General features: G+C 73.3%; 14 protein-coding genes and 2 pseudogenes. 8 read left to right on the top strand and 8 right to left on the bottom strand.

From position 1 onward, the window contains the following. Positions 1-162: 162 nt before the first annotated feature. From ACH4XV_RS46835 to ACH4XV_RS46825, 3 genes are all read right to left on the bottom strand, one after another. Entirely contained in the window at positions 163-762 is a 600-nt protein-coding gene (locus ACH4XV_RS46835) for a potassium channel family protein (protein WP_395800465.1), read from the bottom strand. An 85-nt stretch (positions 763-847) separates the two neighbouring features. Next, positions 848-2221 carry a chloride channel protein gene (locus tag ACH4XV_RS46830; RefSeq protein ID WP_395800493.1) on the bottom strand — a complete coding sequence of 458 codons (1374 nt, stop codon included), beginning with the start codon at positions 2219-2221 and terminating at the stop codon, positions 848-850. Between the two features lie 132 nt (positions 2222-2353). Further along, positions 2354-2761, bottom strand: coding sequence for an SHOCT domain-containing protein (locus ACH4XV_RS46825; RefSeq protein ID WP_395800463.1), 408 nt, complete (start codon positions 2759-2761; stop codon positions 2354-2356). Between the two features lie 125 nt (positions 2762-2886). Here ACH4XV_RS46825 and ACH4XV_RS46820 point away from each other — a divergent pair, with 125 nt between their 5' ends. Together ACH4XV_RS46820 and ACH4XV_RS46815 are read left to right on the top strand one after the other, a co-directional pair. Beyond that, positions 2887-3102: a hypothetical protein gene (locus ACH4XV_RS46820; protein WP_395800461.1), complete on the top strand. Its 216-nt coding sequence runs from the start codon at positions 2887-2889 to the stop codon at positions 3100-3102. A 100-nt stretch (positions 3103-3202) separates the two neighbouring features. Further along, complete coding sequence (locus ACH4XV_RS46815; protein WP_395800459.1) at positions 3203-4645, top strand: pyridoxal phosphate-dependent decarboxylase family protein; 1443 nt, start codon at positions 3203-3205, stop codon at positions 4643-4645. 151 nt (positions 4646-4796) lie between these two features. Here ACH4XV_RS46815 and ACH4XV_RS46810 read toward each other — a convergent pair whose 3' ends face one another. After that, the gene (locus tag ACH4XV_RS46810; RefSeq protein WP_395800457.1) at positions 4797-6242 is read right to left on the bottom strand and encodes an MFS transporter; all 1446 of its coding nucleotides are present in this window, start codon (positions 6240-6242) and stop codon (positions 4797-4799) included. A gap of 136 nt (positions 6243-6378) precedes the next feature. Here ACH4XV_RS46810 and ACH4XV_RS46805 point away from each other — a divergent pair, with 136 nt between their 5' ends. Beyond that, positions 6379-6990 carry a TetR/AcrR family transcriptional regulator C-terminal domain-containing protein gene (locus ACH4XV_RS46805; RefSeq protein WP_395800455.1) on the top strand — a complete coding sequence of 204 codons (612 nt, stop codon included), beginning with the start codon at positions 6379-6381 and terminating at the stop codon, positions 6988-6990. A 109-nt stretch (positions 6991-7099) separates the two neighbouring features. On the opposite strand, the gene ACH4XV_RS46800 is transcribed toward ACH4XV_RS46805, so the two are convergent. Together ACH4XV_RS46800 and ACH4XV_RS46795 are read right to left on the bottom strand one after the other, a co-directional pair. Next, a complete protein-coding gene (locus ACH4XV_RS46800; RefSeq protein WP_395800453.1) occupies positions 7100-8152 on the bottom strand; it encodes an RNA polymerase subunit sigma-70 in 1053 nt (350 codons plus the stop codon). Between the two features lie 500 nt (positions 8153-8652). After that, positions 8653-9960: a sensor histidine kinase gene (locus ACH4XV_RS46795; protein ID WP_395800451.1), complete on the bottom strand. Its 1308-nt coding sequence runs from the start codon at positions 9958-9960 to the stop codon at positions 8653-8655. A 304-nt stretch (positions 9961-10264) separates the two neighbouring features. Here ACH4XV_RS46795 and ACH4XV_RS46790 point away from each other — a divergent pair, with 304 nt between their 5' ends. Beyond that, positions 10265-10918 carry a hypothetical protein gene (locus ACH4XV_RS46790; RefSeq protein ID WP_395800449.1) on the top strand — a complete coding sequence of 218 codons (654 nt, stop codon included), beginning with the start codon at positions 10265-10267 and terminating at the stop codon, positions 10916-10918. Positions 10919-11006: 88 nt separating this feature from the next. Here ACH4XV_RS46790 and ACH4XV_RS46785 read toward each other — a convergent pair whose 3' ends face one another. Further along, positions 11007-12500, bottom strand: coding sequence for an amidohydrolase family protein (locus ACH4XV_RS46785; RefSeq protein ID WP_395800447.1), 1494 nt, complete (start codon positions 12498-12500; stop codon positions 11007-11009). A 192-nt stretch (positions 12501-12692) separates the two neighbouring features. Between ACH4XV_RS46785 and ACH4XV_RS46780 the strand changes: the two are divergent. Both ACH4XV_RS46780 and lnt read left to right on the top strand, forming a co-directional pair. Further along, a pseudogene (locus ACH4XV_RS46780) lies at positions 12693-13016 on the top strand (ArsR/SmtB family transcription factor); the annotation flags it as partial. A 453-nt stretch (positions 13017-13469) separates the two neighbouring features. Then, a complete protein-coding gene (gene lnt / locus ACH4XV_RS46775) occupies positions 13470-15161 on the top strand; it encodes an apolipoprotein N-acyltransferase (RefSeq protein WP_395800446.1) in 1692 nt (563 codons plus the stop codon). An 82-nt stretch (positions 15162-15243) separates the two neighbouring features. Here the strand turns inward: lnt and ACH4XV_RS46770 are convergent, their stop codons facing one another. Next, complete coding sequence (locus tag ACH4XV_RS46770) at positions 15244-16683, bottom strand: lamin tail domain-containing protein (RefSeq protein ID WP_395800444.1); 1440 nt, start codon at positions 16681-16683, stop codon at positions 15244-15246. A gap of 447 nt (positions 16684-17130) precedes the next feature. Here ACH4XV_RS46770 and casB point away from each other — a divergent pair, with 447 nt between their 5' ends. Together casB and ACH4XV_RS46760 are read left to right on the top strand one after the other, a co-directional pair. Then, positions 17131-17712 carry a type I-E CRISPR-associated protein Cse2/CasB gene (gene casB / locus ACH4XV_RS46765; protein WP_395800442.1) on the top strand — a complete coding sequence of 194 codons (582 nt, stop codon included), beginning with the start codon at positions 17131-17133 and terminating at the stop codon, positions 17710-17712. 93 nt (positions 17713-17805) lie between these two features. Further along, positions 17806-18303 (top strand): annotated as a pseudogene (locus tag ACH4XV_RS46760) (macro domain-containing protein); the annotation flags it as partial. Positions 18304-18438: the final 135 nt, after the last annotated feature.

Here is an 18438-nt window from a genome sequence, read left to right as displayed (position 1 = left end):
GGCCGAACACCCCCGCCCCGACCGGGCCGGATCCGACGGGCGAAAGATGCCGGTTTCCGAGCTTTGGTCCCTGGCAGGAAGTACATGGTCGATGTGGACTTCGATACATGCACCGACGAGGGCCGTGCCCGGCCTCGACTCGACTCGTCCTGTCGGACGGGACTAATCGGCGGTGTCGGCGGAATCGACGTGGGCGTCGGGGGCTGCGGGCGCCGAGTGGCGGCGCAGGCCCTGTTGTACCGCGCCCAGTACCACCCGGGCGATCACGCCGACGGCGATCAGGTTCACCACCATCTGGACCATCGCCACCACGCGCGCGCTCTCGCTCTTCGGGGCGATGTCGCCGAAGCCGACGGTGGCGAAGACGGTGAGGGTGAAGTAGAGGGCGTCGGTGCGGGTGAGCGCTTCGGTGAAGGAGTCGGGTCGGTCGCGGCCGATGACGAAGTAGGTCGCGGCGAAGAGCAGGAGCAGGAACGGCAGCGAGACGGCCAGTGCCTCGACGGCGCGCAGGCGCGGTCGCTCGGCGTGGGCGATGACGTTCACCTGCCACACCACGAGGGCCGCGAACAGGACGAGTCCGGCGGCGAGTCCGATACCGGTCGCCGTGTTCAGGCCCCGATCCAGCGGAAGCACGTAGTACAGGACGAGCAGCAGGATCGACGACCCCAGCGCGCGCAAGCCGCCGAACAGCGCGATGCGGCGCGGGGTGGGGGCCGGGGCGAGGTGCTTGGTGGCGCCTTCGGTCGGGCCGTCGAGCGTCACGATCCGCCTCCTCGGGGCTCCTCCTCGCGGCACACTCTAGATGGGCCTTTGGGATATATCAGAGCAAAACGCTGCGTGTCGCGGGTCAGGACGGGTCCGCCGGCGCCGGATCGGGCGGGCGGGGCGCCCACCGGGCGCGGGTCAGTTCGCCGACGACGAAGGCCACGACCGACGCGACGACCAGGACCGGCACCTGGTCCGTGCCGTGATCGCCGAGCAGCAGTACGGCGAGCACGGTCGCCGAGACCGGCAGCCGCAGTGTGGCCGAGCCCGCCGCCGCCAGACCCACCGCGAGCCCCGGCAGCGTGCCGAAGCCGGGAAGGTCCTGGCACAACAGCGCGGTGGCCGCGCCGAGCAGCAGCACCGGGAAGATCGGCCCGCCCCGTAGCGAGCCGAGCGAGACGGACCAGGCGAGCCCCTTGCACAGGACGAGCATGAACAGTGCGGACGTCGCCCACGAATGCGGGTTGGCCGCCAGCGTGGCCAGCGTCGACTGGCCGGAGAGCGCCGCCTCCTCGGGCGAGCGGCCCGTGCTCGCCGCGTATCCGGCCACCAGCGCGCCGACCACGATCGCGCACGCCACGATCCGGGGGGTCGGGTGCGGCGCGGTCCAGTCGGCGACGCGGCGACCGAGCGTCATCAGCAGCACCACCCCGCAGCCGATCACCGCCGCCAGCGGCACGCCCCACAGGAAGTCGCCCACCCGCAACGAACTGCTCGGCGGCAACGAGGGCAGCGCCAACCCGCCCGTGGCCAGGCCGCTCCACGCGCCGAACCCGGTGAACACCACCGCCCCGACGCCGCTCGCCAGCAGACACGGCAGGATCAGCGCGATCAGCCGGGGGCCGCCGAACCCCGCCGCCTCGATGAGCAGTACGGCCGCGACCAGCGGGCTGCCGAACACGGTGGCGATCGCGGCGGCGGACCCGGCCGCCGAGAGCACCGCGACCATCTCGGGCGCGCCGGCGCGCCGGGCGCTGCGTACGGCGGACAACGCGAGGGCGCTGCCGATCGCCATCAGCGGGCCCTCCGGGCCCAGGACCGCGCCGAACGACAGGCTCGCCAGCGCCGCGACGACCACGCCGGGCAGCGCCGACGGCAGGATGGGCGGGCCGCCGAGTCCGTTCACGGGCAGATGCCCCCCGGCCCCGGGCAGCCGGGCGGCGACCCCGGCCACGACCAGGCCGGCCAGGGTGAGCAGGGGCAGCGGCCACCACCACGGCGCGACGGAGTAGCCCATCTCGTGCGGCAGGTGCTCCCACAGGCCGTTCTGCATCGCGTGTTCGAGCGTGACGAAGCCGAAGGCGGCCAGGGAGACGGGAACACCCACGACGGCGGCGACCAGCAGCAGTCGCAGATAGCCGGGTCGCAGCACCTCGGGCGACCCCCGCGTCGCGGACGCGGACGGCGCCCGGTCGGGTGGATCGGGTGGTGGCTCGGGTGAGGTATTCAACGTCACTCCGGGGGTGGCGGCGGCGGAACGGCCATGCCCGTCCATGAGTACACACGGTGACCGCTGCCGCACCTCGGAGTGATTCCTTCGGGTCCGTCGGGGGCGGGCTCGGGCGCGCCGACGCGCGCCCGGCGTGGCTCAGCCGAGCACCTTCTGCTTCGCCTGCTGGAACTCCTCCTCGGAGATGGCGCCGTTGTTGCGCAGAGCGGCGAGTTTGTCGAGCTGTTCGACCGGACTGGCGCCCCGGTTCGTCTCGCCCTCGGAGCCGGCCGCGTCGCGGATGTACGCCCGGACCGCCGCGTCGTTCTCCTTCGCCTGGGCCAGGTCGCGCCGGCTCATCGACCGGCCGCGCACGATCAGATAGACCAGTACGCCCAGATAGGGCAGCACGATCGTGAACACGAGCCAACCGGCCTTGCCCCAGCCGCCGAGGTCGTGGCTGCGGAAGATGTCGGTGATCACCTTGAACAGCAGGAAGAACCACAGCACCCAGAGGAAGAGCCACATCATCGTCCAGAACACGTTCAGCAGCGGATAGTCGTCCACGGGAACTCCACTCCTCGCAGGGCTGCGACCGGCGTCGTCGACGCACGGACACGGGGGGTTTGCGAGCGGGCCTCGAAACAGGCCCGCATTTCAGACTAATCACCGCTTTCCGCTGTCGGCATCCCGTGCCGCGCCCGTGGGCTCTCTTCGTCAACGGGGGGCGGCGGATCGGGTACGGCGGCGGCGACCCCGGGATCACCGCGAACGTGCACAGCCTCCCCGACGCGGACCGGGTGGCGCTGTTCGTCGCCCACCGGTCCCTCGTCGCCCTGCGCCCGCTGATCGAACTGCCCGACCGACTGATCCTCGCGGTCACACGGATGCCGCAGGGACGGGCATGATCGCCGCCCGGTCGGGAACTCTCCGCACCCGTCCGCACGCGCAATCGCCGGGCGTCCGCAGTGTGAGGCGGGCGCCGGCCGTGGTATCCGGAGGCACACCATGGACACCCGTCGCCGGCTGACCGAGGCGTTCGACACCGTGTCCGCGTGGGCCGACGCCCAGCGGGAGGCCCCGCCCGAGGAGGGCGGCGAGCGCGGCGGGGACCGGTTCGAGGCACACCTGGCCGCGCTGGCCGAACATCTGCGCGGCGGCCGGCCGTTCCCGCACCCCGCGTACGCCGGGCACCTGGTCAGGCCGCCGCACCGGGCCGCGGTCGCCGGTCGGCTCGCCACCTCGCTGGTCGGGCCCGAGGACCGGGTGTTCGACGGCGACCCGACCACGGTCGCCTTGGAGGAGGAGGTGATCGCCGACCTCGCCGCGATGCTCGGGCTGCCCATCGCCCACGGGCACCTCACCTCCGGCGGGACCGTGGCCAACCTGGAGGCCCTGTGGGCGGCCCGCGAGGCGCACCCCGACCTCGGCATCGCGCACGGCGCCGACATGTACCCCGCGCACGAACACATGTGCGCCGTGCTGCGCACCCCCGCGTACCCCGTGCCGACCGACGGGGCCGGGCGGATGGACCCCGACGCGCTGGCGCGGGAACTGCGTCGGGAGCGGGTCGGCACCGTCGTGGTCAGCGCCGGCACCACCACGCTGGGTGCGGTCGACCCGATCGCCGACATCGTGCCGCTGTGCCGGGAACGTGGGGTGCGGGTGCACGCGGACGCCGCCTACGGCGGCTTCTTCACACTGCTGGTGGACGCGGACGAGCTGCGCGCGACGCCCGCGGCCCGGCATCTGCGCGCGCTCGCCGAGTGCGACTCGGTGGTCGTCGATCCGCACCGGATCGGCCTGTACCCCTCCGGCTGCGGCGCGGTGTTGTTCCGCGAGCCGGTGAACGGGGCCGGCGGGCGGCGGGATCCCCGGGCGGGCGACTTCTCCGCCGACGTGCTGCGTCCGGGCGAACTCGGCCTGGACCGCGCCCGCTCCGGCACCCTCGCCGCGGCCCTGTGGTTGACCCTGCGCGCTCTCCCGCTCAGCCCCGTGGGGGTCGGCTCGGGGCTCGCGGCGGGCCTGCGCGGTACCCGGCAATGGTGCGAACTGATCGAGGATGAACCGGAGTTGATGCTCTTCCAGCGACCCGAGCTGGACATCCTGACCTTTCTGGCGCTCACCGGCGAGCGGCACCCCCGGATGTCCCGGGTGGAGGCGTCCAGCGGGCACATTCTGCGGGCCGGTACCGCCGGTGCCGAACCCCTCGCGCACCTGAGCCACCTGAGCACGCTCTCGGTGCGGGTCCTGGACTTCCTGCGCCGCCACCCCCGGGCGGTCGCCGACCGCAACCGCACGCGGGTGTTGCGCAGCGCCCTCCTGGACCCCGCCGCCGAGTCGTGTGTGCCCGACCTGCACGCCCGGATCACCGCGCTGGCCGCCGCCGCGCCGCGCCGGGCGAGCAGCCCCGACCCGGGCGCGGCGGAGCCGGTGCCGGCCCTGCCGTAGCGGGTGGCGGTACCGCCATCGCGCCACGTACGGGCCCTCCCCGCCGGGCCGGGCCGGCCACCGGGACTCGGACCGGGCGCGGGGCCGACCGGTGCGATCCGGGTGACGTGGCGGCGCGGGTTGACCCCGGCGGGGAGGGCGACTCCGGGCGTCAGGGACGCGCGGGGCGGGGCAGGAGCAGGGCCAGCGGGAGGACGAGCAGGATGAGGAAGCCGTCGACCGCGAATGCGGTGTGGTAGCCGTCCAGCACGGCGGCCGGGTCGGTCGCGGAGTCCTGGGCGGCGACGGTCACCAGTACGGCCAGGCCGAGCGCGCCGCCGAGTTGGCGGGCGGTGTTGAGCAGGCCGGACGCGGCGCCCGCGTCGCGGGCCTCGATACCGGCCGTCGCGGCGACGGTGACCGGCAGCAACATCAGGCCCACCCCGGCACCGGCCACGACCGAGCCGATCACGAAGCGCACCGGGAAGCCGCCGTCGGCCGGGAGCCAGGCCAGGAACAGCACACCCACGGCCGCCGTCACCGCACCGCCGGCCAGCAGCGCGCGCGGGCCGAGCACGGCGATCAGGCGATGCGCGGCCATCCCGGCGGCGAGCATCGTCACGGTCAGCGGCACCATCGCCCCACCCGCGCGCAGCGCCCCGTAGCCGAGGATGCCCTGGAGGTAGAGGGACATGAAATAGAGCGTGGCCGTCATCGCCGAGCCCAGCACGAGCATCATCAGGTTGCCGAAGCGCAGCGCGGGCAGCCGCCACATCTTCAGCGGCACCAGGGGGCGGGCCGCGGTGCGTTCGATCAGGACGAACGCGACGGTGCACAGCGCGGCGCCGGCGAACGTGCCCAGGACGCCCGGCGAGGTCCACGCGTGGGTGGTGGTACGGGAGACGGCGTAGCCGAACAGGCCGGTGGCGCCGGTGACGGCGAGCGCCCCGCCGACGTCGATCCGACGCCGCTCGCCGGGATCGGCCGCCGGGGTGGGCGCGAGCCCGAGGCCGGCGGTGAGCAGCAGCGCGACGCCGACGGGGGCGTTGACCAGGAAGACCCAGCGCCAGCCGAACTGCTGGGTCAGCACGCCGCCCAGGACCAGTCCGGCCGCGGCGGCGACACCCCCGGTCAGGCTCCACAGGGTCAGCGCCCGGCCGCGGCGGATCGGGTCGTGGGCATAGCCGGCGGCGATCAGGCTCAGGCCGTTCGAGGCCAGCGCGGCGGCGCCGAGCCCTTGGGCGACCCGGGCGACCAGGAGGGTCGTGGTGTCCTGCGCGACGCCGCCGAGCACGCCTGCGGCGGTGAAGATCAGCAGGCCGGTCTGGAACATCCTCTTGCGGCCGAACAGGTCGCCCGCGCGGGCGGCGACCACGAGCAGGCCGCCGAGGGTGATCAGGTAGGCGTTGACCACCCACTGCTGCCCGGTGTCGCTCAGGTCGAGCGAGGCCCGCAGGTCCGGCAGGGCCACGGTGACGATGGTCGAGTCGAGCACGACCATGAACTGCGCCACGCAGGCGACCAGGGCGATCACGTCGCGCCGGGCCGGGCGGGTCGGGCGCGGGGCGGGTTTCGCGAGCGGGGGCGCTGCGTCCGGCCGACCGGGACTGTTCGCCATGGGGGCTCCTGGGAGTGGTGGATAGCATGGAGGCAGATGGAAACGCCGTTCACCGTGAACCATGTTCACAGTGAACGTTGTTCACGTTAGGATCGGATCACGAGTGCTGTCAACGGCACGGAAGCGGGAGTTCTCGATGTTGCGACGGCCGGATGTGGTCAAGGGCGCGCTCGACCTGCTCGACGCCGAGGGGCTGGACGGCCTCACCATGCGCAGACTCGGCACCGCGCTGAATGTGCGGGCCGGCGCGATGTACCGGCACTTCCCGAGCAAGGAGGCGCTGCTCGACGCGATGGCGGAGCAACTGCTCGAAGGTGTCGCGGCGCCGCTGCCGGAGGCGCCCTGGGACGAGCAACTGCGGCTGCTCGGCGACCGGTTGCGCGGTGCGCTGCTCTCCCGGCGGGACGGCGCGCGGGTGGTCGCGGGCACCTACGTGCCGGACGCCAACACCAACGCCACCGGCCGAATGGCGGTGGAGGTGCTGTGCCGCGCGGGCCTCGCTCCGGAACAGGCCGGGTGGATCACGTTCGCGATGTTCTACTACGTCCTCGGCCACACCATCGAGGAGCAGGCCCAGTCCCGCCTGGCCGAATCCGACGACTGGGCCACGCGCCGGGCCGCCGCGGGGCCCGAGGAGTCCGCCGCGTTCGAGAAGGCGATGTCGGCGCTGGTCGGCGCCGACCCGGCGGAACGCTTCGCCTACGGCCTGGACGTCTTCCTGGAAGGCATCGCCCAACGCCTGCCCTGACCCCCGAGCCGCCCGCCCCCGGCGCCGGCGACGGCGGGCCGATTGCCGGGCGGTGAGGGGTTGGCGGGCGCCGATCTCGGTGGGTGGCCGCCTTCTTGCGTGGGTCGGTTCAGGGGCCGGCGATGTGGGTTGTGTATTCGTGGTTGTCGGGGGTGATGTCCGGGATTGTGCCCAGGCCGATTGTGGTGAGGAGTTCCGGGCCGAAGGTGATGATTTCGGTGATCAGGCCGTTGTCGATGCGCAGTACGTCGAGGGTCGTTGCGGTGAAGACGCCCAACCCCGGGCGGCGGACGAAGTGGCCCACCGCGGGTCGGCGGTTCATTGACAGCGGTAGCGCCTTGCGCTCGGTCTGGCCGGGTGCGTCGGTGGGGACGGGCCGGCGCATCTCCATGATGGCGCGGCGGCCGGTGTATACGAGCCGGGCCGGGGGGATCGCCTGGCGGGCGTCCGGGTGCAGCAGCGCGGACAACGCTGCCGGGTCGGCCAGGCGGGACGCGGTGACGTAGCGCTCCAGGCAGGCGCGTTCGGCGGTGTCGGGGCCGGTCGGCCGGTCGCGGTTCGCCGCGGGGCGGTCGGGCAGTTCCTGGCGCAGGGTTCGTCGGGCCCGTTGCAGGGCGCTTTTGACGCCCGCGACGTTCATGCCCAGCGTGTCGGCGGTGTCCGCGGCCGGCCAGCGCACGACGTCGCGCAGGATCAGCGTGGCGCGTTGGCGGGGCGGGAGGTGCTGGAGTACGGCCACGAAGGCCGGGTCGACGGTGTCGCGGTCGGCGGCGGCCCCGCCCTCGGGTTCGTCTGGGAGGGGCTGGAGCCAGGTGACCTCGGCGAGGGCCGAATGCACCGGCCGGCCCGCGCCGTTCGTGGCGATCGCGATCTCCCGTCGGCACTGCGCCGGGGCGGCCAGCGCGTCCAGGCACGCGTTCGTGGCGATCCGGTACAGCCACGACCGGAACGGCGCGTGGCCGGTGAACCCCCGGCGCGCCCGCCAGGCCCGCAGCAGGGTCCGGTCGAGGACGTCCTCGGCGTCGGTGAACGAGCCGAGCATGAGATAGCAGTGCACGCGCAGATCGTTGCGGTGGTACTCCGCCAGTCGTACGAACGCCCCCTCGTCCTCGGCCCGAACCGCCGCCAGGACCCCGCGCGCTACATCGTCGGACGTACTCACATCAACCTCACAGCCTCCGCCGACCCCCCTCGGAGCGCCGAACGGTCCAGTCGCGAGCCCGATTTCCCGGCACGCGGCCCCCGCCCCCGACATCCGGGACGCACAGTCTGCGCCCGGGAGCCGGCGGGCCGGCGGGACCGCCGAAGCCGTCGGACCGCCCGGCCGGGCGGTCGACCCGGCGGGCGGCGGTCCGTGCCGCGCCTGCCTGCGGACCGGCCCCCGGCGGCGCCGACGGTTCGATGCGGACGGAACTCCCCCGTGTGAGCTCCGGTCGGGCACACCGGGGGACGGCGGCCCCCAGGTACCGACCGCCCACCGGTGTATGCGCACGACGGTAGGCAACCGACGCGTGTCCGAGCGTCAAACGCTCGGTGGGGATCCGGGGAGTACCAGGGATGCAGAGGTGGGCCGCGACGGTCAACCAGCGTGGTAGGCAAGCTTGGGCGTTCCTGGACGTATCCGTCGCGCCCGCGGCGTTTCGGCGTCCCGGTCGCGCCCGTTCAGCCGCGCCAGTCGGGGCCCTTCGACGGCATCGGCACGCTTGCGAACACCCGGAATCCGCCGCCCGGGCACGGGCCGACCTCCAGCGTCCCGCCGTGCAGCGCCACCCGCTCCCGCATGCCCGTCAGACCGTAGCCGCCGACCACGCCGGTCGCGGGGATGCTGCCCGCGCCGTCGTCGACCACCTCGATCAGGACACGATCGGGCAGATGCCGCACCTCGACGCACGTGCGCGCGTTGCCCGCGTGTTTGCGGGTGTTGGTCAGCGCCTCCTGGACGATCCGATACAGCGTCAGACCCGTGGCCGGGGGCAGCGGTTCACGCTTGCCGTGCTCGCGGTACTCCACGGGCAGGCCGGCCGCGCGGGACTCGGTGATCAGTCCGTCGATGTCGTCCATCCCGGGCTGGGGCTCGGAAGGCGCCTGCTCGGGACCGTCGTCGCTGCGCAGTACGCCGAGCAGTTGGCGCATCTCGCGCAACGCGGAGCGCCCGGACGACTCCAGGGTGAACAGCGCCTCGCGGGCGGTGTCGGGCTGCCGTTCGAGGGTGGCCCGGGCGCCGCCGGACATCAGGTACATCGTGGTGATGTGGTGCGCGACGATGTCGTGCAACTCCCGGGCGATCCGCCGGCGTTCCTCGGTGACGGCCCGATCGGCGAGCAGCTGCCGGTTGAGCGCGACCTGGCCCTGCCACTTGGCGGTGCCGAGCCCGACGCCGACGATCAGGAGGGTGGCCAGCAGGTCGGCGCCGACCATCTGGACGAAGGTGTCGGAGTCGTACGCGTCGCGCAGCGCCTGGACGGCCAGCGCACCGCAGCCGGCGATCCAGAGGTCGCGGGTACTGCCGAAGCGGGCCACGGTGTACAGCGCCACCAGAAGGGCGCCGCCGTAGGAGTGTGTGGTCGCGGTGGTCACCACGACCAGGCAGCTCTGGATGGCGACGACCGCGGCGAGCACGCGCATCGGGTGCCGGCGCCGCGCGGGCAGGATCGCGGCGGCCACCAGGGCCAGCGCGATGCCGACCGGTACGCGCCGGGGCTCCATGCCCTCGTCCGGGAGGAGGTAGGCGAGGGTGTCGACCACGCCGGCGGCCAGCGATACGAGCAGGTTGGCGCGGTGCCGCACCAGGAAGGCGATCGCGCGGTTGGCTCGGAGTCGATGCCACGTGGTGGCGCCGGGCTTCGGGACGGTGCGCCGGCGATGCGCGGGCGCGCGCGGATCGTGCCTCGCGACACCCTCCGTCGCGCGCGGTGGAGCGGCGGCGGGTGTCGGCGCGAGGGCCGCCGCCGGGCCGTGATCGGACCCCATGCTCGGGTCTCCTTAGATTGTGCAGGTGGACGGTGAGCGTGGTGGCTGGGGGTCGGGGGCGGGTCGGGGCGTGGTGCCGCGGGGCGAGTGCCGCGCGGGTGCCGGGGCGCGAGTATGGAGCGTCCGTTCCATTTCACCGCCTTCGGCGGCCCCGGCGGGCCGCTCGGCAGACGATCTCGACTCGGGACCCGGGTCCGGCGTCGATGCCCGACCGGGACCGAGGTCCGGGGTCGGGGTCATCCCTGAGGTCGACGGGGGCGTCGTTTCGGTGCCCGCCGAAGTGTTTCCGGGCCACGATGTCGGCATGACGTCGCGAAACCACGCCCTGCTCACCGATCCCACCTACACGATGCCGGTCGTGCCCGACGCAGCGCCTGCGGGCGTCGCGTGGTTGCGCGCCTCGGTCGCCCGGTTCAGCGCCGGCGCCGTGCACGAGCGGCGGCGGGCCCTGGTCGTCGCCGACCTGGACCGGATCGATCCGCGAGACCTTCGGGAGCGGGCCGCGCGGGACGGCCGAGGGCCGGTCGAGGTGTTGGCCGAGGTGCTCGGCCTGCCCGGCGAACTCGCCGCGAGCATCGCCGCCGACGTCGCGGTGGTGGCGACGGCGTACCAGCCGCACACCACGATCACCGCCGAGGCGGACCGGGCCGTGGCGCGCCTGGTCCGGGTGTGCGGCGGCGTCGCCGACGAGGCCACCGCCAACCGCATCGGCCTGCTCGTCCAGGCATGCGACGCGACCAAGGCCCTGGTCGCCCACCTGGCCTCCGGCCGCACCGACCCCCCGGTCCCACGCACCCGCCGAGTGGCACCGGACGGAACCACCGTCGAAATCGACCTCACCGAAACCCCCTACGGCCTCGGCCCACACGCCTGCCCCGCCCACACCCACGCCCAATCCCTCGCATCAGGCCTACTCGAAGCCCCCACCCCACACCCCACCGGCCCCAACCCGACCTGACCCCCAGCGGCGCGTCAGCGCCCCGCGCCCACGACTTCGGCCCCCCGCCCCGCTCACGCCGCGGGCCGGCCCCCGCGAACCGTCGGGCTCACGCTCGCACCGGCCTCCCCGGCAAGGCATCCAGGCACAACGTCCCGTCCTGAACCACCGCTACGCCGCCGACCAGGACGTGCGCAAAACCCAGCGACGGACGCGTGCTGTGCTCATACGTCGCCCGATCGGTCACCGTCTCCGCGTCGAACACGATCAGGTCCGCGTCACACCCGACCTGCACCCGACCCTTGCGCCGCATCGCGGGCACGCTGTCCTGGAGGATGCGCGCGGGCCCGAAGCTGCTGCGGGAGACCGCTTCCAGGAGGGTGAGCGCCTCGAGTTCGCGGACGTAGCGGCGCAGCACCTTGGCGAACGTGCCCGAGGTGCGCGGGTGGGTGACCGCCGTCGGGGGCAGCGGCCAGGCCAGCGGGTCGGGTTCGCCGTTCGTCCAGGTCAGCGGCATCGCGTCGGAGCCGACCACGGTCGAGGGGTGGAGCAGGGCCCGGTCGATCAGGCCCTGTTCGAACGGGTCGGCCTCGTTGAGGAAGTGCGCGATGGCCAGGCCCGCCGGGTCCTTGGCGCGCACCTCGCGCAGCCGTTCCGCGTCGGCCATGCGCTCGCCGGTGGCGGCGTAGACGATGCCGTCGGGGGTGAGGCCGGTGGCGGCCAGCAGCTCGGGGGCGAGGAAGGCGGCGCCGATGGCGGTCATGCCCGCGCCGTACGGGTACGCCTCGGTGGAGATCCGGCCGCCCTCGGCGCGGGTGTCGTCCATCAGCTGCATGACCTGGTCGCTGTGCAGCCGCGACGTCGAGGTGATGTGGCAGAAGTGCGCGTGTACGCCCGTCTCCGCCGCGGCGCGGGCGATCTCCTGCGCACCGTCGATCACGACGTCCGGGAACTGCTCGACCAGGTCCCGGGCGTGCGTGTAGGTGGGGCGGCCCGATTCGGCGGCCAGGCGGGAGACGGCCAGGTACTCCTCCGGCCGGACCCGCGGCGCGTAGCCGACCACGACGCCGATCCCGAGGGCACCGGCGGCCAGGTCGAGGCGGAGGAGTTCGAGCATCTCGTCGACCTGGGTCCCGGTGGCCTCGCCCTGCCAGGCGGGGTTGCCGAGCAGGCCGAGGGCGACGTGCATGCCGCCGCCGTGCGGGAGGCCGCCGACGGCCGCCATCCGGGCCTGGCACCACGACGCGGAGAAGCCGTAGTTGAGCGGACGGCCCTCGGCGGCGGCCTGGCGGTAGCCCTCGTCGACGGGCGACAGGCCCGCCTCGAGGTCGAGCGCGGTGGTGACGCCGTCCATGGCCTGGAGCCGATGGCCGGCCACGTCGTGCGAGTGGCTGTGCATGTCGATGAAGCCGGGCGCGACCACGAGGCCGCGCACGTCGATGGTGCGCCGGCCGACCAGCGGGCGCGCGGACACGGCGGTGATGGTGCCGCCGGTCACCCCCACGTCGGCGAGTGCGTCGTGCCCGGTCTCGGGGTCGAGTACCCGACCACCGCGCAGCACGAGGTCGTGGATCTGGGACGGTGGCCCGGCGGTTCGCGTCATGGCCACACGCTAGGAAGCCACCGGGTGCGCGGCGTTGTCCGCAACGCCGAAATCTCCCGAACGACTTCGTGGCCGGGTACAACGCGGGCCGAGCCGGCGGTGTGCCGGTCTCGGGGCCTGTCCGGTTGGATGGGACGGTCGAATGTTCGATTCAGTGGTTGCTTGATTCAGCGCGTGCTGTAACGTCTACGCGTGCATACGTACGAAAAGGACGGGCCGGCCGTCGTGGTGGACGCCGCCGCGCTGGCCCGGGTGGGGACCGCGCTCGCGGACGAGAGCCGGCGCCGGTTGTTGCTGGCGCTGTTGGCGGCGCCCGCGTACCCGTCGGAACTGGCCGAGCGGCTGGGGCTGACCCGGGGGAACGTGTCCAACCACCTCTCACGCCTGCGGGACTGCGGGCTGGTGCGCACGGTCGCGGTGGGCCGCCGAGTGCGGTACGAACCGGCCGACCCCAAGCTGGCCCACGTCCTCGCCGACCTCGCGGCGCTTCTGCCTCCGGCGGAGGTGGAGCGGACGTCGAACGGGACGCCGGGTCGAGACGGCTCGGATCTCTCGGATCATGCGGATCTCTCGGATCATGCGGATCGCCGGGGTCGTCCGGTCGACGACGCCGACGACGCCGATGATCCCCACGCCGCGGCGATACCCGCGGGGGTGCTCCGTGGCTGAGACGCACGATCCGAGCGCCCGCCGGGCCTTGTCCCGCCCGGGGCCATCCCGGACCGGCGCCGCCCTCGGACAGCTTCGGGGCCTGCTCGGCGTGGACGTTGTCGTGGGTCGGCTCGCCCCCTTGTTTGTTCAGATCGTTCCGCGGATCGCCCTACGCGCCGCCCCGAGTTCAGCCGAGGAGACGCCGATGTCGGTTCCGGTCGGGAAGGTTCCGTTGCTCGTGTTCGTCGGGGGATTCGACGATGGACGGCCGTTGTTCGCGGCTGCCGGTCGCTCGGAGTCTCGGGCCGGGTGGACGGCATGACGGCGATCCAGGTTCAGGCTCAGGGTACGGTGCAGCGGCGGTTGCGGACCTGGGCCGGGGCGATCATGGCGGCCTCCGGTGGGCTGTTGCTCGCGCTCGCGTTTCCGCCGGTCGGGTTGTGGCCCGCCGCGGCCGTCGGGCCTGCGCTGTTGTTGGCCGCCATTCGGCATCGGCGGGCCAAGGTGGCGTTCCGGCTCGGGACGCTGTTCGGGCTGACGTTCTTCATTCCGCTGCTGTGGTGGCTGACCAACCTGGGCGTACTGCCGTGGCTGGCGTTGAGCGTGGCCCAGGCGTTGTTGCTCGGGCTGCTGTGCTGCGCCGTGCCGACCTTCGCCCGGCTGCCCGGATGGCCGCTGTGGGCGGCCTGCTGGTGGGTGACCACGGAGGCGGTGCGCTCCCGCGTCCCGCTCGGCGGCTTTCCGTGGGGGCGGCTCGGCTTCAGTCAGGCGGACGCGCCGACCCTGGGCTGGGCCTCCGTGGCCGGCGCCCCCGGCGTGAGTGCCGTCGTCGCGCTGACCGCCGCCTTCCTGGCCGCGCTGCTCACCGCGCCCCGCGCGTACCGCGTCCGGTTCGGCGCGGGCCTCGTCGTGGCCGGCGCGCTCGCGTCGAGCGGGGTGTTCCTGCTGCCGAGTACGCACGGCGAGCGCACCGCGAAGGTGGCCGTCGTTCAGGGCAACGTGCCGCGCGCCCGCAACATGGAGGAGCAGGCCCGGGTCCAGCAGGTCGCGGAGAACCACATCGCCGCCACCCGCGAACTGGCCCGCGACATCAAGCTCGGCAAGGCCCCGCGGCCCGACCTGGTCCTGTGGCCCGAGAACGCCACCGACCGCGACCCGCGCACCGACGTCGGTCTGCGCGAGGGCATCTCGCTCGCCGCCCGCGAGGTCGGCGCGCCGATCGTGGTGGGGGCCATCCTCGACGCCTCACACGACCGCATCCGCAACACGAGCCTGCTGTGGTTCCCCGACACCGGCCCGGGTCGCTACTACGCCAAGCAGCAGCTGGTGCCGTTCGGCGAGTACATCCCGCTGCGCGACCTGATCGGCGGCCTCGGCGACCTCCAGCTGATCCCGCGCGACTTCGTCGCCGGCTCCGGCCCGGTGCGCCTGGACGTCGGCCCGATCCACCTGGCCTCCTCGATCTGTTACGAGGTCGCCTACGACGGCCAGGTCCGCGGTGCGGTCCGCACCGGAGCCAACCTCCTCGCCGTACCCACCAACAACGCCACCTACATGCGCAACGGCAGCCTCGCCGAGCCGAAGCAGCAGTTGGCCATGTCCCGGCTGCGCGCCGTCGAACACGGCAGGTCGGTACTGGTCGCCTCCACCACCGGGATCAGCGCGGTCATCGCCCCCGACGGCACGATCGTGAAGTCCACGGATCCGTGGACGCGCACGGTGCTCAACGCGACCGTGCCGCTGCGCAGCGAGACCACCCTGGCCACGCGTCTGGGCGAACTCCCCGAGGGCGGGCTTGTGTTGATCGCCGTGGCGGCGATGGCCGAGGGAATCCGCCGCACCCGGCGCGACCGGCGCGACGCGACTCCCGCGGCGGCGACGGCCGGCGATGCCGCGCCGGTGACGGACGCCGGCGCCGACCCGGCGACCGTGCCCGTGACGGCGCCGTCGCCTGACGCCGCGTCGGTGCCCTCCGCCGCCGCCCCGGAGGGTGCGTCCGGGGAGCGCTGAACCCGCCGACGGCGCGGGGCGGGTGGCTTCTCGGTACCCCTTCGTACCGAGACCACCCGCCCCGCGCCGCGTTCCGCGTCCGCTACGGCGTGCAGTTCAGCGTGCCCGCGCGCAGTGCGTGGCCGCCGTCGTTGTCGTCGTCGGACCAGACGACGGGCCTGTGGCCGGACACGCAGGCCGTCTGCGGGGCGATGGCGAAGCCCTCGTTGTTGTAGTTCGACAAGCCCGTGGGGCGGTTGTACCCGGCGGTTATCGCGAACCGGCCCTGGGCGTCGATGCCGAGGGTGGTGCTGCGGCCCTGGCAGGTGTTGTCGCAGACCGCCCACAGCAGACCGGTCGCCGGCTCGAACTGCAGCTCCATCACCGCCGGGAAGCCGCTCGCGAAGGTGGCGACGCGGTGGTATCCGCCGCCGGTCCGGTCGAGCGCGTAGGCGTACACCGTGCCGTTGGCCTCCAGGCCGACGAAGAACAACCCGCTCCCGTGGTCGGGGTAGGCGGCCGGGTCGTAGGCCGTGCCGGTGTGTTCGTCCCGGAAGCCGTGTCCGGTGAGGAAGGTGTCGGGGATCCAGGTGATGCCCTCCAGGCCGCTGTTGGCCTCCACAGCGGGCAGGTCGGCGGTCAGGTTCCACTCGGCGGTCGCGTTCAGTGCGCCGGCCGTCGAGGAGGTGTCGAAGCGGGCGATCGCCGGCCGGCTGACGCCGCTGTCGTCGTTGTCGCGCTCGGTGGCGACGAACAGGCCGTCGGGGGTGTAGGTCACGCCCTCCGCGTCGGGATCGCCGCTGCCGTTGCGGTAGTTCAGCGCCTTGCCCGCGGCCCAGCCGCCGGTCGGATCCGGGCGCCACTTGCCGCCGGTGTCCGGCACGAGGCGGTACAGCGTGCCCGGACCGTTCTTCACCGCCCACAACACGCCGGCGTCCTGGAAGGAGAGGCCGCTGAGGTTGGTGCCGAATACGTTGGAGCCGTCGGCGACGGTGACGCTGCCGCCGCCGGGCCAGCCGGCCCACGAGGTGGGGCACGAGTTCGGCGCGCCCTTGGTCGGCGCGACGGTGGTGGTGAACGAGCCGGTGCCGTCGGCGCAGCGGCCGTACGTCGTGCCGGCGTGCGCGGTCCACTTGTACGAGTCGACGAGGGTGGTGCCGCCGGGCCCGAACAGGCGGGCCGAGTCGGAGCTGCCGAGACCGAAGGACGACTCGACGTCGAGTGCCAGGTAGCCGCCGGCGGGCAGCGAGGTGCCGGCGGCGATCGCGTAGGTGTGCGCGTCGTCGCTGTCCTTGACGACCCACCCGGACAGGTCCGCCGCGGCCGAGCCGGTGTTGACCAACTCGACCCAGTCGCCCGGGGTGCCGCCGTTCGACTCGACCTCGTTGATCCGTACGACGGCCTGGCCGGCGGCCTGTGCCTGCGGTTGTATGTGCGCCTGTGTCTGCGGTTGTGTCTGCGGTTGTGTCTGCGCTTGTGCGGACGCCGGCGCGCCCGATAGTCCGAGGGCGACGAACGACAGTGCGGCTACGACGAGTTGCACTCTTCCAGGCAAACACTTTCGCACGATGGCCAGTCCTTTGCTCGGGGATCGGCGGCGAGCGGCGCACTCGCCCTCGGATCGAAGCATGGGGCACATCGGCGGCGGCGTGCTGAACACTTTACGAACGCCGTGCGAAGCACACCGGGCGGGCGTCCGGCGCGGCGGAGCCGGGGGCGGCCTCGGGGCGGCTTCGGTGTGGCTTGAGGGTGCTTCGGAGCTGCGGGCCCGGACTTTGACCGTCCGTCACACAACGGCGGCGTGGTTCGTCATAACGGTGATGGAGCGGGACCGCCCGGGCGTGGGGATGCACCCGGGCGGGCACGTCCCGGTCCGTTCCGAGTCCCTTCCCAGTTCGTTCCGATGGATGACCGCACCCGCCCGCCCCGGCGCCCGTCCGGGCGTCGACCCCGAGGAATCGATCATGCCCCTCACGACGAATCGACCACGATGACCGCGCCGCCGATTCCGCGCGTCTCCGCGTATTGGGCGCCGTGGGAGCACGCGTTGCACACGTTCCTGGCGCGGGTCCGCGGCGATCGCCGGTTGGCCGCCCGATTCCTGCCGGCCGCGGTGGCCGAGCCGCCCGTGTCCGCAGTGGAGGCGATCACCGTCCACCTGCCCGTCACCCTCGAACGCCGCCTGGCCGCCCGAGCCTTGCGGCACGCGGTGGCCCTGTACGCGGTGCACCAGGGCTCCGTCGCCGGCGGCCTGCACCGCCCGGACGGCACCTCGATCGGCGCCGCCTGCCGTGACCTGGCCCGACTGATCGCGCCCGACCACACCCTGGTGCAACGCCGCGAACGCACCCGCTTCGACGACGCGGTCGAGGCCGAGACGCTGGACGAACTGTCCACCCGCCTGCACCCGTTGATGGCCGAACTGGGCCGCCGCCGGATCGCCCTGGACCACGTCCGCCTGGCCAAGGACCTGCTGTGGTGGGAAACCCCGGTCGGCCGCCGCTACACCCGAAACCGCTGGGAGGAGGACTTCCACGACCTGACCCCACAACTCCCGTACCACGAGCGCTGATTACATCGCCTCGGCACGGGGAACCCCAACTCACCCGCCCACCGCTCGATTTCCGGCCCCGCCGCTCGGGGAGGCCGTCGGCATGATCGGGCCATGACTGTGATCGAGATCGTGCAGGGTGACATCACGCTCCAGGACACGGACGCCATCGTGACCGCCGCGAACGAGTCGTTGCTGGGCGGCGGTGGTGTGGACGGGGCGATCCACCGGGCGGCGGGTCGACGGCTCGCGGCCGCGGGGGCCGAGATCGGGCCGTGCGATCCGGGCGACGCGATGGCGACGCCCGCATTCGACCTGTATCCGCCGGTGCGCCACGTGATCCACACCGTGGGGCCGGTCTGGGAGGGCGGCGACTTCGGCGAGGCCGAGATCCTGGCCTCCTGCTACCGGCGCTGCTTTGAGGTCGCGGACGAACTGGGCGTGCGAAGTTTGGCGTTCCCGGCGGTTGCCACCGGTGTGTATGGATTTCCGGCCGAGGAGGCCGCGCGGATCGCGGTTTCGACGATCGTGGGGGCGTCGAGCGCCGTCGAGCGGGTGCGGCTGGTGGCGTTCGATCGACAAGGGCGGGACGTACTGGAAGCGGCGTTTGCCTCGGTCGGCGGGGCGTCCGCGTCCGGGCCCGCCGCCGGGCGCGCTAGGGCCTGTTCTGAGTTCGGATCACGGTCGTGTGGGGAGGCTGCGGAGCCAGAGGATGGCGCCGCGTAGGTGGAGTCCGGCGAGGTAGCT

Origin of the sequence: Embleya sp. NPDC020630, assembly GCF_044334985.1 — a bacterium.
Taxonomy (GTDB): domain Bacteria; phylum Actinomycetota; class Actinomycetes; order Streptomycetales; family Streptomycetaceae; genus Embleya.
The sequence above is the reverse complement of the archived record's forward strand: the minus strand, read 5'-3'. Positions and strand labels throughout refer to the sequence as shown.

Bases quoted from the DNA above. Each gene is read 5' to 3' on its own strand.
- ACH4XV_RS46785 (WP_395800447.1), bottom strand. From the start codon at position 12,500: ATGACGCGAACCGCCGGGCCACCGTCCCAGATCCACGACCTCGTGCTG.
- ACH4XV_RS46795 (WP_395800451.1), bottom strand. From the start codon at position 9,960: ATGGGGTCCGATCACGGCCCGGCGGCGGCCCTCGCGCCGACACCCGCC.
- ACH4XV_RS46790 (WP_395800449.1), top strand. From the start codon at position 10,265: ATGACGTCGCGAAACCACGCCCTGCTCACCGATCCCACCTACACGATG.
- ACH4XV_RS46815 (WP_395800459.1), top strand. From the start codon at position 3,203: ATGGACACCCGTCGCCGGCTGACCGAGGCGTTCGACACCGTGTCCGCG.
- casB (WP_395800442.1), top strand. From the start codon at position 17,131: ATGACCGCGCCGCCGATTCCGCGCGTCTCCGCGTATTGGGCGCCGTGG.
- ACH4XV_RS46805 (WP_395800455.1), top strand. From the start codon at position 6,379: ATGTTGCGACGGCCGGATGTGGTCAAGGGCGCGCTCGACCTGCTCGAC.
- ACH4XV_RS46810 (WP_395800457.1), bottom strand. From the start codon at position 6,242: ATGGCGAACAGTCCCGGTCGGCCGGACGCAGCGCCCCCGCTCGCGAAA.
- lnt (WP_395800446.1), top strand. From the start codon at position 13,470: ATGACGGCGATCCAGGTTCAGGCTCAGGGTACGGTGCAGCGGCGGTTG.